This window comes from Roseomonas indoligenes, from assembly GCF_017813365.1.
GTDB classification, from domain to species: Bacteria; Pseudomonadota; Alphaproteobacteria; order Acetobacterales; family Acetobacteraceae; genus Roseomonas; species Roseomonas indoligenes.
Genome location: NZ_JAGIZA010000013.1, coordinates 25,797 through 38,733 on the forward strand (window position 1 = coordinate 25,797; position 12,937 = coordinate 38,733).

General features: G+C 73.0%; 12 protein-coding genes and 1 pseudogene. 4 read left to right on the top strand and 9 right to left on the bottom strand.

Features of this window, described 5'->3' with window-relative positions; translation table 11 throughout:
* Positions 1-25: 25 nt before the first annotated feature.
* Positions 26-358, top strand: coding sequence for a DUF2934 domain-containing protein (locus J5Y10_RS28005; protein ID WP_245214876.1), 333 nt, complete (start codon positions 26-28; stop codon positions 356-358).
* A gap of 50 nt (positions 359-408) precedes the next feature.
* Here the strand turns inward: J5Y10_RS28005 and J5Y10_RS19095 are convergent, their stop codons facing one another.
* Complete coding sequence (locus tag J5Y10_RS19095) at positions 409-834, bottom strand: hypothetical protein (RefSeq protein ID WP_209375699.1); 426 nt, start codon at positions 832-834, stop codon at positions 409-411.
* Between the two features lie 182 nt (positions 835-1,016).
* Between J5Y10_RS19095 and J5Y10_RS19100 the strand changes: the two genes are divergently transcribed.
* The gene (locus tag J5Y10_RS19100; protein WP_209375700.1) at positions 1,017-1,415 is read left to right on the top strand and encodes a DUF2934 domain-containing protein; all 399 of its coding nucleotides are present in this window, start codon (positions 1,017-1,019) and stop codon (positions 1,413-1,415) included.
* Between the two features lie 19 nt (positions 1,416-1,434).
* Here the strand turns inward: J5Y10_RS19100 and J5Y10_RS19105 are convergent, their stop codons facing one another.
* Positions 1,435-2,181 carry an SH3 domain-containing protein gene (locus J5Y10_RS19105; protein ID WP_209375701.1) on the bottom strand — a complete coding sequence of 249 codons (747 nt, stop codon included), beginning with the start codon at positions 2,179-2,181 and terminating at the stop codon, positions 1,435-1,437.
* A 156-nt stretch (positions 2,182-2,337) separates the two neighbouring features.
* Here J5Y10_RS19105 and J5Y10_RS28910 point away from each other — a divergent pair.
* Both J5Y10_RS28910 and J5Y10_RS28785 read left to right on the top strand, forming a co-directional pair.
* Positions 2,338-2,676 (top strand): annotated as a pseudogene (locus J5Y10_RS28910) (DsbA family protein); the annotation flags it as partial.
* Between the two features lie 32 nt (positions 2,677-2,708).
* Complete coding sequence (locus J5Y10_RS28785) at positions 2,709-2,993, top strand: DsbA family oxidoreductase (RefSeq protein WP_209375702.1); 285 nt, start codon at positions 2,709-2,711, stop codon at positions 2,991-2,993.
* Here J5Y10_RS28785 and J5Y10_RS19120 read toward each other — a convergent pair.
* The 7 genes from J5Y10_RS19120 to J5Y10_RS19150 all read right to left on the bottom strand — a co-directional run bounded on the left by J5Y10_RS19120 (position 2,990) and on the right by J5Y10_RS19150 (position 12,836).
* Positions 2,990-4,195, bottom strand: coding sequence for a hydroxysqualene dehydroxylase (locus tag J5Y10_RS19120; protein WP_209375703.1), 1,206 nt, complete (start codon positions 4,193-4,195; stop codon positions 2,990-2,992). The genes J5Y10_RS28785 and J5Y10_RS19120 overlap by 4 nt on opposite strands.
* Before the next feature lie 244 nt (positions 4,196-4,439).
* Complete coding sequence (locus J5Y10_RS19125; protein ID WP_209375704.1) at positions 4,440-6,047, bottom strand: squalene/phytoene synthase family protein; 1,608 nt, start codon at positions 6,045-6,047, stop codon at positions 4,440-4,442.
* A gap of 10 nt (positions 6,048-6,057) precedes the next feature.
* Entirely contained in the window at positions 6,058-7,155 is a 1,098-nt protein-coding gene (locus tag J5Y10_RS19130) for a glycosyltransferase family 2 protein (protein WP_209375705.1), read from the bottom strand.
* 41 nt (positions 7,156-7,196) lie between these two features.
* Positions 7,197-7,991, bottom strand: a complete 795-nt coding sequence (locus J5Y10_RS28540) for a lysophospholipid acyltransferase family protein (protein WP_209375706.1) — start codon at positions 7,989-7,991, stop codon at positions 7,197-7,199.
* 6 nt (positions 7,992-7,997) lie between these two features.
* A complete protein-coding gene (locus J5Y10_RS19140) occupies positions 7,998-9,596 on the bottom strand; it encodes a phytoene desaturase family protein (RefSeq protein ID WP_209375707.1) in 1,599 nt (532 codons plus the stop codon).
* 5 nt (positions 9,597-9,601) lie between these two features.
* A complete protein-coding gene (locus J5Y10_RS19145; RefSeq protein WP_342452968.1) occupies positions 9,602-11,149 on the bottom strand; it encodes a phytoene desaturase family protein in 1,548 nt (515 codons plus the stop codon).
* 100 nt (positions 11,150-11,249) lie between these two features.
* On the bottom strand, positions 11,250-12,836 hold the full coding sequence (locus J5Y10_RS19150; RefSeq protein WP_209375708.1) for an acyl-CoA dehydrogenase family protein: 1,587 nt from the start codon (positions 12,834-12,836) through the stop codon (positions 11,250-11,252).
* Between the last annotated feature and the right edge of the window lie 101 nt (positions 12,837-12,937).

The following is a 12,937-nucleotide window of genomic DNA, read 5'->3' on the forward strand; positions in this document are numbered from 1 at the left end:
CGGCACCGTCCAAGGGAGGGACCCCATGCAGGACCAGGAACAGGGCCGCATCAGGGAACGCGCGCACGCCATCTGGGAGGGCGAGGGACGCCCCGAAGGCCGCCACGCCGAGCACTGGCAGCAGGCGGAGCAGGAGATGGGCTCCGCCGGCCGGCAGCCGGAGCTGACCGCCCAGGGCGCCACCCCCGCCGCCGCCTCACCGCCCCGGCTCAACCCCGGGGACGATGCGGCGCCCGGCACCCCCGGCACCGGCGAGGATGTCTGCCCGACCTGTCAGGGCTCGGGCCGCATCGAAGGGCACTCCTGCGAGGATTGCGGCGGGACGGGGATCGTCATCAAAGGGGTGGCCGGCGGCTGACGCCGCCCCGCGCAGAACAGGGGGGGCGGTCCGGGAAGGACCGCCTCCTCTCAGCCCGCGCCCACCTCGCAGCGCGCCAGGCGAGGCAGCCCCGGCGGGTTCAGCAACCCCGCATAGGCCCGCCAGCCGTCCCGCGTCGCCGGCGCGGAAACCTCCGGCTCCTCCCGCAGCGGCACCACCGGCCGGCAGAGCTCGCGCAGCAGCCGCGCCGGCGGCGCCCCGCGCGCAATCCCCGCGCCCGCCCTGGCGATCACGTCCACATCCTCCCGCTCGATGAGCGCGGCCACCACCCGGGCGGCCTCCCGCTCGACCATCGGCAGTGGCCAGGCCGGGTGGTAAAAGCGAAACACCTCCACCGCATCGGCCCAGGCGACCCCTTCGGGAACGCCGCGCGCGACGGCCGAACGGAACAACCGGGCGGCACGGCGGGCGGCCAGCACGTCAAGATCGGGCGGGGCATGACGGGACTCGGGCATGGGCGAAGGATAGCCCGACAGGAACAATCAGTGAACACGAAGTTAATGGCCGCCGCGCCGGAACCCGCGCCCGGCATCTCCCTTCGATGAATTCCGGGTACCCAGGGGACAACATTTCTTGCCCCAGGTTGGTGCCGGGGGGAGACAATGGGATTAGCACAGCGTCACGGGCAGAGAGAATCATGACGGACGAGAAGCGTATCCGCGAGCGGGCCTACGAGATCTGGGAAAGCGCGGGCCGCCCCGAAGGCGAGCACGACACCCACTGGACCCAGGCCGAGCGCGAGGTCGCGGCCACCAGGACTGGCTCCCGGGCCTCCGAGGATGAGGCACGCCCTGTCCCGAAGGCCGGGAAGAAGGCCGAGGGCAAGTCGCCCACCCCGACAGCGCCGGATGGCGGCTCCACCCCCGCCGAGGCCGCCGCAGCCGCCAAGTCCGTCGGAAAGAGTGCCGAGAAGCCCAAGGACAAGAAGAAGGCCGCAGCGGAGACGGCTTCCACCGCCCCCGCGGCGTCGAAGCGCGGCTCCGCCCCCGCCAGGCCCGCGAAGTCCGACACCAAGGGCAAGGCCAAGAAGGCCTAGTCCCCGGCCGGCCCCGTCCCTACTGGACGGAGGCCAGCGCCGCCGAGGACTGCCGGGCCGCGACGGAGCTGTGGACCCAGCCCTCCGGCTCCGTCTCCCCCACCTGGAACCAGCCGCCCGGCGCGGTGCCGAACACGTTCATCACCGTGCCCGAGCGCGCCACGCGCAGCACCGCGCCCCCGCCGCCCGGCGAGGTCCGGACATTGCCGTTCTGCCGCATCACCACGGTCCCGGCGGCGGCGTTGGCCGGCGCGGCGTTGGACGCGGCGGTGACGAGGTCAGGGGTCGCGGGCGGCACCGGCTGCACCTGATCCAGCACCGGCAGCCCGTTCGGCAACGGCGGCGTCGGCGCGCTCACCGTCGTGCCCCCGGCGCGCTGCACCGGCCCGCCGCCCTCGAAGCAGCGGCCGACCAGCTCGACATAGACGCGCGTCGCCTCGACGTTGCTGCGCCCGATGAACTGCTCCACCTCCGTCGCCCCGTTCCGCTGGCTCACCACGGAAACGAAGGGAATGTACACGGCATCCCCCGCCACCGTGGCCTGCCCGCAAACGGCATAGGTGTCAGCCATCGCCTGGCGATAGGTCTCAACGGCGCGGAAGCGCAGCGTGTTTGCATCCCGCGCAACGCCGCGCACGCGCTCCTCCGCGGCAGTCCTCACACGGGCCATCGCGCCGTCATCGGCCTTCGCCGCGGGCTTCGGCGCCGCATCCTCCAGGCACCCGCCCAAGGCCAGCAGCCCGACGAGGAGAAATCCCTTGCGCATCATATCTCTCCACCCGGGAATTACGACGGATCCAGAACGCGCGACCGGCTCGTTTCATTCTTTCACGATCGCGTGCCAGCCCTCTTGCGATGTTGCGCCGTGGCACGGCCGGTCCGCCCGTGCTTCCCTGCGCGCTGCGGAAGAGGGAGCCGGAAGATGTCGGAGAACGCAGCGACGCTGCTGGTGGTCGTGGACACCGTCTGCCCCTGGTGCTGGGTGGGCAAGCGCCGCATGGACCGGGCCCTGGCGACCCTGGCGGGGGAAGGCCTGCGCCTGTCCCGCCACTGGCACCCCTTCCAACTCAATCCCGACATGCCCGCCGGCGGCATGCCCCGCGCCGAGTACCGCGCCCGCAAGTTCGGCAGCGTGGAGCGCGGCCGCCAGCTCGACGCCCGCCTCGCCGCCGAGGGCATGAAGGACGGCATCCCCTTCGACTTCGAACGGATCGCGCGCAGCCCCAACTCCCTGGACAGCCACCGCCTGATCCGCCTCGCCGGGCTGGAAGGCGGCGCCCCCTGGCAGATGCCGTGGCCGAGGCCCTCTTCTCAGCCTATTTCGCCGAAGGCCGCGACATCGGGGATGGAACGGTCCTGGCCGCCATCGGCGACGCCGCCGGCCTGTCCCCGGGCCGGGCCGCCACGATGCTGGCATCCGACGAACTGGCGAAGGAGGTTGCGAAGGACGCCGCCCGCGCCACCGGCCTCGGCGGCGTGCCCGCCGTCATCCTGGACCGCCAGCTCATCATCTCCGGCGCCCAGCCCGCTGAGGCGATGGCGGAGGCCATCCGCGCCGCCCTGCGAACCGTCACCTAGCCGGCAAGCGCCCGCGCCGCCCGCCGCCCGGACCGCACCGCGGCGTCGATTGTCGCCGGCAGCACCGGCTCCATCCAGTCCCCCGCCAGGGCCAGGTTCGGCAGCACCCGCACTGGCGGCGGCGGCGGGTCGCCCGGCCGGTGGCGCGGCGTCGCGCGCTTCTCCTTCACCGCGCGGCAGGGCGGCGGCACCTCCGGCCACGCCCCCGGCAGGTGGAAGGCCGCCGCCAGCGCCCGGATCTCCGCCCAGGCACGCGGCGTTAGATCCTCCGCCGACTCCCGAGCCTCCGCATCCGCCGCGCTCACCGTCACCGCCACGGTATCCGGCCGCACCAGCACCCACTGGCACAACCCTCCCAGCACGCCGAGGAAGCGGACCGGTCCCTGGGTCTTGTGGTCGAAATGCAGGTTCAGGATCGGCGCATGCGCCGCCGGAACGGAAATCTCCGGCAGCAGGCGCCCCGCCTCCCAGGGCGGCAAGGCCAGGATCACGGAATCCCCATCCCCTAGCGCCAGCGTACCATCCGCGAACTCCAGCGCAATCACGCGCCCGTCCCGCCCCTTCTGCAGCCCGCGCAGCCGCGCCCCGTTGCGGATCTCCACGCCCCGTGCCCGCAGCGCCGCCAGCGCCGGCTCCACCAGGTCCGGCCCCAGCCCGCGCCGCGCCACCAGCAGCCGCGCCGCCCCGGGCGCCCCGACCCGCCGCAGCACCGCCCCCAGCTTGCGCGAGGACGCCTCCGCCACCGGCGTGTTCAGCGCCGCGATCACCAGCGGCTCCACGAACCCCCGCAGGAAGGCCGGATGCGCGGCCATCGCCCCCGCCACCGCCACATCCCCCGGCCCCGCCAGCCGCATCAGCGCGCCCAGCGCCTGGACGCCCGCCCCGTCCGGCCGCCGGTCCTTGCGCCACCATCCCAGCGGGGACAGCGCCACCCGCCGCGCCCGCCCATCCGCCATGTCCAGCACCGGCAGCCCTCCCGGCTCCGGCTCCACCCACCCGTCCCGCGCACCGATCTCCCGCAGGAACCCCAGCGCCGCCCGGTTTGCGCCCACCAGCGCGTGGGTCCCGTTGTCCAGCCCATCTGCCAGCGCCCGCGCCCGCCCGCCCGCCAGCGGCGCCGCCTCGTGCACCACCACCCGCCCCCGCGCGGCCAGCGCGGCCGCCAGGCCAGCCAGGCCGGCACCGATGACGTGGGTGGTCATGGGGTGGTTGCCCCGGTCTTCGGGGAAGGGCGGCGCCCTTCCCCGCGCCCCAACCCGGCAGGAAACTGAGTTTCCTGCACCTTCCATCTGTCAAACGCCCAAGGCTGGTGGGGCCCCTTCAGGACCCCACCAGCCTTGGGCATCTCTTTTACAGGCGGGAGGCGCAGGAACCTCAGATTCCCGGCGGATAGGGGGCCCGGGGGAAAGGCAGCGCCTTTCCCCCGAACACCGCAGGACACTCCCATCACCACCCCAGCGCCATCGCCGCCAGCCGCGCCTTCTCGCCCGGGCTCAGGCGGGGCCGGAGGCGGGGCGCGTGGAAGCCGCGGGCGGCCAGGCGGCGGAGGATGCGATGATAGGCCCACATCATCACCCGGGCCGGGCGCAGGGGCTTGCTGTTCGCGCCCTTGGCAAGCTCGGCCTCGGCGGCGGCGAAGCCGGCCTCGGCGCGGGCCATCAGCCGGTCGCAGGCCTCGAAGAGGTCGGGCCGGGCAATCAGGGTCCCCGCAGCTGCATCGGGGCCGAGCCAGGAAAGCGGGATGTAGACGCGGTCGCGCACAGCGTCCTCGTCGATGTCCCTGAGGATGTTGACGAGCTGAAGCGTGCGCCCGAGCGCCAGCCCGAAGGCCTCCGCCTCCGGCGCCCCGAAGATGCGGACCGACAACGCCCCGACGCTGCCGGCCACGCGGCGGCAGTAGAGGTCGAGCGCGGCCTCGTCGGGAATGCGGAGCCGGGCGGTGGAATCCGTCTCCATCCCCGCGATCATCGCCTCGCACTCGGATTTCGGCAGGTCGAAGGCCTCGCGCGCCCAGAATAGCTCACGGGACACCGCGCAGTCCGGCGCGTCCAGCTTGGCCCGCCACTCCGCCAGGAACTGCCGCTTCTCCGCCTCCGGCGCCGCGCCGTCGGCGATGTCGTCCACGGCCCGGCAGAAGGCATAGACGGCATAGAGCGCCCGCCGCCGCTCCCCCTTGAGGCTGGCCATCCCGCGCGAGAAGGAGGACCCGGCACGCGCCACCCGGGCCCGCACCAGCGCGGCATCCGAAGGCCCATTCGTCGGCGCGGCCAGCAACGCGCCCAGCACATCCGCCTTCGTCAGCGCCACCCGCCCGGCCATCGGATCGGCCGCCCGCAGCCGCGCCAGCAGGCGCCGCGCGCAGCCGATCGTGGTGGCGGACTGGAAGGCCAGCCGCCGGCTCTTCAACAGCCGCGGCAGCGCCGAGGCCACGTCCAGCAGCGTGTCCGTCCGGTCCAGCAGCGCGTCCAGCACGGCCCGGCGCGGCCCCGCCTGCGTGAACACCTCCTCCACCCCGCCGACCTCGGCCATCCAGGATTGCGGGATGTAGATCCGCCCGATCGTGTCCCGGTCCACGCCCATGTCCTGGATGTGGTTCAGCACCTGCAACGAGGTGCAGAGCGCATCCGCCGCCCGGATCGCCGCCGGGTCGTCGTCCCCATGGATCCGCAGCAGGAACCGCCCCACCGGATCGGCAGAATGCGCGCAGTAATCCGCCAGCGCGTCCCAGTCCGCGCAGGGCTCGTTCCGGGAATCGCGGCGGAAGGCGACGAGCATCTTTCGCGCCTCTTCCACCCCGGCCCCGCTCTCGCGTAGCGCGGTCGCCTCGGGAATGCCGGGCCCGCCATCCAGCGCCGCCTCGATCAGGTCCAGCCGCCGCAGCTTCTCCTCGGGCGGCAGGTCGGGGCTGTCCCCGATGTCATCGGCCATCCGCACCACGCGGTAGAAGGCGAGCACCTTCCCCCGCACGGCGGGCGAGAGCAGGCGGGAGGCGACGGGGAAATTCTCGGAATCCGGCCCGCGCGTGGCGGGCCCGGCGGCAATGCTGGCGCTCATGACGGCCCGCTTATGCCCCATCCGTCGCGGGATAGGCACGGCCCTTCCACCCCGCCGGCCGCCCGAGGGCGGATCGGACGAGCGCGGTCCACTGGATGGCAAGGGCGGTGAGGACGGTGGCGGGGTGCAGGGGAATGGTCCAGCTCGGCTCCCGCCCCCGCCAGGTGATGGCGGCGCGGGTGATATAGGTGAGGATGAGGGCCGCCGCCGCCAGGGGACCCGGCAGCAGCAGCCAGGGCATCAGATGCCCTCCCGCCAGCAGGAGAGTCCAGACCGGCAGCCCCACCGGCGTCGCCATCCCCTCCCGCGCGTTCTTCGCGAATCCGCCCCAGGCCTCGCGGAAGCCGCCGTACATCCGGCACTCCGCCAGCGGCGCGCCGTCCACCACCTCCGTCCGGTGCCCGGCGGTGCGGAGGTTGCGGGCCAGGTGCAGCCCGTCATGCAGCTTGCTCCGGAAGGCCCCGTGCCCGCCCACCGCCTCATAGGCGCCGCGCTCCACGAGGATGAGCTGCCCGCAAGCCGCCGCCATGCCGGGATGGCTGGTGGCCGCGCGCCCGCCGCCGGGCAGGTAGCCCATCATCATCAGGTTGATGGCGGGAACCGTCAGCCCCTCCCCCAGGGTGCGGATCACCTGCCGCGGCACGCCGGTCACCAGGGCGATCCCCTTCGCCGCCGCATGCCCCGCCATGGCCGCCGCCGCCGCCGGCGCCAGCCGCACATCGGCGTCGATGAACAGCAGGTGCGTCCCCCGCGCCGCCTCGGCCAGCCGGGCGCAGGCATGCACCTTGCCCGTCCAGCCCGGCGGCAGCGGCGGCGCTTCCAGCAGCCGCAGCCGGGAATCGGCCCCCGCCCGCGCGGCGACGATGGCCGGCGTCGCGTCGCGCGACCCGTCATCCATCACCAGCACCTCCACCGCCACACCCGCACTGCCCAGCGCCGCGTCCAGGCAGGCGCCGATATTCTCCGCCTCGTCGCGGGCTGGAATGAGGATGGAAACGAGCGTTCCGGGCGCGGGGGCCGCCGTGGCGCGGGGCTGCCGGGACAGGTTGGCCGCGGCCATTCCCGCCGGCAGCGCGGCCAGGGCCAGGGCAAGCGCCTCCAGGATCATCCGCCCACCCCGCCGCGTCCCCCCATCATCACGCCGGCCCTCTAGCCCGATTCCGCCCGGCGCGCATGCCGGGGATCGAAGCGCCGCCCGCGCAGCAGGGCCACGAACCGGCGCCAGAGATCGTAGAACCCGCCCATCCCCTCCGCGCCGGAAACCAGCACGGTGAAGCGCCCGGGATCGCGCGTGAAGGCCTCCTCCGCCAGCCGGTCCATCGTCGCGGTCAGCGCCGCGCGGATCCGCTCCTCCCGCGCCTCACGGTCCAGCGCCAGCAGCTCGCGCGCCTCAATCGGCTCGCCGAAGGCGGCCAGCATCTCCGGCCGCCGCTCCGTCCAGAACACGTAGTCCAGCGCCAGGGGCAGCACCAAGGCGTCCGGCGCCATCTCCGGCAGCCGCGTCACCCCCGGCGCGATCGCCACCGGCCGTTCCCGCACGTCCTGGAACCGCCCCGGCGCGTTCATCCACAGCATGGCGCGCGGCGCTTCCAGCACCGCCTTCGCCGTCCGCAGGAAAGCCACCGCCCCCCGCGCCCCCGGCTCGATCCCGAAGACGCCCAGGCGCCGCATGAAGCCGTACTTCCCCATCGCCGCCGCCTCCATGGGAATGAAGACGTGGCGGGAGGGAAACAGCCGCGCCGGCAGCAGCATGAAGGCCACCCCGTCCCACCAGGACGGGTGGTTCGCCAGCACGATCAGCGGCCGCCGTCCGGTCTCGGGCGGCATTCCCCAGTGCGGCAGACGCAGCGCGCCCATGTGCCGCCGGAAGAAGCGCGCGAAGACGACGTGGAAGAAGGCGAAGGACCGCGCGTCCCGCAGCACCAGGGGGGACGGCGGTTCCATGCCCCTTTACTCGGCGGCCTGGGCCAGCAGGGCGTCCCGCATCCCCGCCCGCTCCGCCGCCGGCGACATGCCCGCCCCGCCCAGGTCCTGGTCCATCGCGTCGGCGGCGATCCAGCCGGACATCATCACCATCGGCATCCCCGGCCCGGGATGCGCCGCCCCGCCCGCGAGATAGAGCCCCTTCACCGCCCTGGACCGGTTCCCCGGCTTGAAGGCCCCCGTCCAGGCCCCGTGGGAGGCCAGGCCGTAGATCGCGCCGTCCAGCACCTTGTAGCGGTCATGGATATCCTGCGGCGTCAGCGCGCTCTCCACCACGATCCGCTCCTCGATATCCTCCATGCCAGCCGTGCGCTTCAGCTTGTCGAGGATGGTCTGCCGATAGGCCGGGAACATCTTCGACCAGTCCTGCCCGGGGCGGAGATGCGGCGTGTGCACCAGCACGTACAACGCCTCCCCCCCATCCGGCGCCACGCTCGGATCGGTGGAGGACGGCGCGGCGAGATAGGCCGTGGGATCCGGCGCCGGAATTCCCTTCTTGTAGATCGCGTCGAACTCCTCCTCCGCGTCGCGGGAGAAGACGAAGTCGTGATGCGCCAGATGGTCGTACCGCCTGTTCAGCCCGAGATAGAGCACCACGCCCGAGCAGGCCGGCTCGAACCCCTTCCTCTCGTACTTCCGCCCGGTCTTCCCGCCCACCAGCTCCTTGTAGGTCCGCAGCGCGTCCATGTTGGAGATCACCGCGTCGAAGGGGATCGTCTGCCCCTTCGCCACCACCCCCGCCACGCGCGTCCCGCCGTCGCGCAGGTCCAGCCCCGTCACCTCGGTGCTCGGCCGCAACTCCGCCCCGAGGCTCTCGGCGAGCTTCATCAGCCCCTCCGCCACCGCGCGCGTGCCGCCCACGGGATACCAGATCCCCTCGCTCGCCTGCATGTCGCCGATGCTGCACAGCACCGCCGGCGCCAGATAGGGCGAGGAGCCGACATACTGGCAGTAGTGGTCCAGCATCTGCGCCAGCCGCGCGTCCGGCACATGCCCGCGGATCACCTTCGCCACCCGCTTGCCCATGCCGAGCGCCATCACGTCCTTCAGCGTGTCGGCGCGCATGTTCGCCTTGAAGTCGATCGTGTCGGCGATCCCCTCCACCGGCTTCCAGAAGAAGAAGCCCTCGGAAATCCGGTGCAGGTTCTCCGACATGCGCTGGAACTCGCGGTAGCCCGCGCCATTCCCCGGCGCGAAGGACTCCATGTCCCGCGCCATCTCCTCCACGTTCTCGCGCAGGTCGATCCGCGTGCCGTCCTCGAAGAAGCAGCGCCACTGCGGGTCCAGCCGGATCAGCGGCAGGTCGCGCGCCTGCTCCCGCCCCGCCTCGGCGAAGATGCGGCGCAGCACGCGCGGCACCGTCAGGATCGTCGGCCCCATGTCGAAGCGGAAGGACCCGCCATTGCGCCCGCCCGGCTCGTGCGGCGCCTCCAGGTTCAGCACGGCCGCCTTGCCGCCCAGCCACTCGTTCTTGTCGAACAGCGTCACCTGGTGCCCGCGCGCCTGGGCGACGCAGGCGGCGGCGAGGCCGCCGAGGCCGCCGCCGATGATGGCAACCTTGGCCATGATGCTCAGATCCTCGTGGAGACGGGCGCGCGGCCGAGATCGCGCAGCAGCAGGTTCGCGCTGATCCGCGCGCCCTCGTAGATCACCGGCAGGCCGGAGCCGGGATGCGTCCCGCCCCCCACCAGATACAGACCCTGCGTATCGCCGAAGCGATTTCCCGGCCGGAACATGAGCATCTGCCGGAGATCATGCGCCAGGTTGAAGGTGGCGCCATAACCCACGGCAAACTCGTCCCGCCAGTCGCGCGGCGTCACGCACTTCTCATAGCGGATGCGGGATTCGATATCCCCGATCCCCAGCGCCCGCAGCCGGTCCAGCGCCAGCTTGCGGTAATGCCGCGTATCCGCCTCCGTCCACTCGTGGCCATGCGTCAGGTTCGGCACGGGCACCAGCAGGTAGAGGCTGGAATGCCCCGCCGGCGCCATGGTCGCGTCGGTCGCCACGGGGTTGTGGAGGTAGAGGGAGGGCACATCCGGCACCGTCCCGCTCTCGATCTCCCGGATATTCCGCTGATAGTCCTCGGAGAGCAGGATGGAATGGTGCGCCAGGTCGGGGAAGGTGCCCTCCACGCCGAGATAGAGCATGAAGGTGGAGCAGGAATAACGGGCCTTCCCGATCTTCCGGTCGGACCACTTCCGGCGGATGGCATCCGGCACCAGCCGCGGCATGGCATGGGCGAAATCCGCGTTCAGCACCACCGAATCCGCGGGAATGAGGGAACCGCCCGCCTCGACCCCCGTCGCCCGGTTCCCCTCGAAGACGATCCGGTCGGCCGGCGTGTTGAAGCGGAACTCCACGCCCAGATCGGCCGCCACCCGCGCCATCGCGGAGGCCACGGTGCCGCAGCCGCCGCGCGGGTGGAACACCCCGTGCTCGTACTCGAGGAAGCTGAGGATGGTGAACAGGCTGGGGCAGCGGAACGGGCTCATCCCCAGGTATTTCGTCTGGAAGGAGAAGGCGAGCCGCGTGCGCGGGTCCCGGAAATGCCGCCGCAGGTCGGAATCCACCGATCGGCCGGGCTTCAGCAGCGGCAACGCCCGCAGCATGTCCGCCCCCATCACATCCGCCGCCCGGGTGAAGGCCCGCTCTAGCACCGGCCGGAAGGCGGCCAGCTTGCGCCGATTCTCCTCCATGAAGGGGCGCACCCCCGCGGCGTCCCGCGGGTCGATCTTCGCCACCTCCGCCTCCATGCGGGAGAGGTCGGGCGTCGCGTCCAGCGTCACGTTGCCCGCGGCGTTCTCGAAGATCAGGCGGTACTGGGGGTCCAGGCGGATCATCTCCACCTCGTCCTCCAGCCGCACCCCGCACTCCGCGAAGACCTCGGCGAGGATCCGGGGATAGAGGAAGAAGGTCGGCCCGAGGTCGAACCGGTACCCCGCCTCCGTCTCGATCGTCCGGCTGCGCCCGCCGACCACCCGGTCCTTCTCCAGCACCGTCACGCGGAGCCCCCGCGCGGCCAGCAGCATGGCCGAGGCCAATCCGCCCGGCCCGGCGCCGATGATGACGGCATGCGGCCGTTCGGGACGCAGGGAGGGGCGACTGAGGGCGTTCACGCGGTCTCCGGCGGCAAGGGCTGCCACAATGTTTGGGCGGATGAGGAAGGCGCAAGGTGCGCGTCGCGCTTTCGCCCGCGGGTTGTCGGGCCATGAAGGGTCACGCGGGCGCCAGGGCCTCCTCCAGCCGGGCCTTTGCCCGTGGCAGCAGGCGCCGCAGGAAGAACCCCGCCTCCTCCGCCAGGGCCGGCTCCACCACCGCGGCCCGGGCCAGCCAGGCCCCGCCCAGCACCCAGCCCGCGGCGTCCAGGAAGGGCACGGCCCCCGCCCCGGCCACCTCCGGAGGGGCGAAGGCAAGGTGCGACGCCGCCTCGGCCAGCGCCTCCGCCGGCCCGCGCAGGGCCGCATCCGCCGCCCCCGCTTCCGCCGCCAGGGCCCGGAAGGCCGGCAGGTCCCGCGGCAGCTTGCGGAGGACAAGGTCCATCGCCTGGATCCCGTTGGTCCCCTCGTAGATCGGGGCGATCCGCGCATCGCGCCACACCTGCGCCGCCCCCGTCTCCTCCACGTAGCCCGCGCCGCCATGCACCTGGATGCCCAGCGAAGCCACCTCCACCGCCCGGTCCGTGCACCAGGCCTTGCAGACCGGCGTCAGCAGCGCCAGCCGCGCCTCCGCCCCCGACTCCCCCGCCCGCGCCCGGTCCAGCGACACGGCGCAGTCCAGCGCGATCAGCCGCGCGGCCGCCGTCACCGCCCGCATCTCCCCCAGCATCCGCGCCACGTCCGGATAGGCGGCGATCGCCCGCCCGCCCTGCTCCCGCCCGGCCGCATAGGCCTCGGCCAGGGCCGTGGCGCGGGCGCACTGCCCCACGCCCTCCACCCCCACCGCCAGCCGCGCCGCGTTCATCATGGCGAACATGACGGGCAGGCCGCGATGCGGCTCCCCCACCAGCTCCCCCTCCGCCTCCTCGAAGATCATCGTGCAGGTGGGCGAGGCATGGATCCCCGCCTTCTCCTCGATCCCCCCGCAGCGCACCCCGTTCCGCCGCCCATCCGCCAGCACTTTCGGCACCGCGAAGAGCGAGATGCCGCGCGAGCCCGCCGGCGCATCGGGCAGCCGCGCGAGCACGAGGTGCAGGGTATTGGCGGCGATGTCATTCTCGCCCCAGGTGATGAAGATCTTCCCCCCGGTGATCCGAAACCCGCCCGCCCCATCGGGAACGGCGCGCGTCCGCACGGCCGAGAGGTCGCTCCCCGCCTGCGGCTCCGTCAGCCCCATGGTCCCGTTCCACTCGGCGGCGATCAGCGGCGGCAGGAACCGCGCCGCCTGATCCGCCGAGGCATGGTGCGCCAGCAACTCCACCGCCCCCGCCGTCAGCATCGGCATCAGCCCGAAACCCATGTCCGCGGAGGAGACCAGCTCGAACACCGCCGCCCAGACCGCGTGCGGCAGCCCCTGCCCGCCATGCTCCACGGGCGCCGCCACCCCCTGCCACCCCGCCGCCTGCCACTCCCGCAGCAGCCCGGCGTAATGCGGGGGCACACGGACCACGCCGTTCTCCAGCACGCAGCCCGCACGGTCGGCCTCCCGCCGGCCGGGGGCGATCCGCTCCTCCGCGAAGCGCGACGCCTCCTCCAGGACCGCGACCAGATCCGCCTCCGCCAGAGGCGCCCCGAGCCGCCCGGCCAGCTCCGGCAACCCGTGCAGGCGGTTGAGCGCGAGGGCGAGCTGCCCGGCAGCCCCCATCATGTCGCGGATCCCTTGACGAGAAGGCCCATCATCCCGGCCCCGAGGACAAGCGCGTCTCCCATGCCCCCATTCTGCGCCGGGAAGGGGCCGGGCGTAACCCG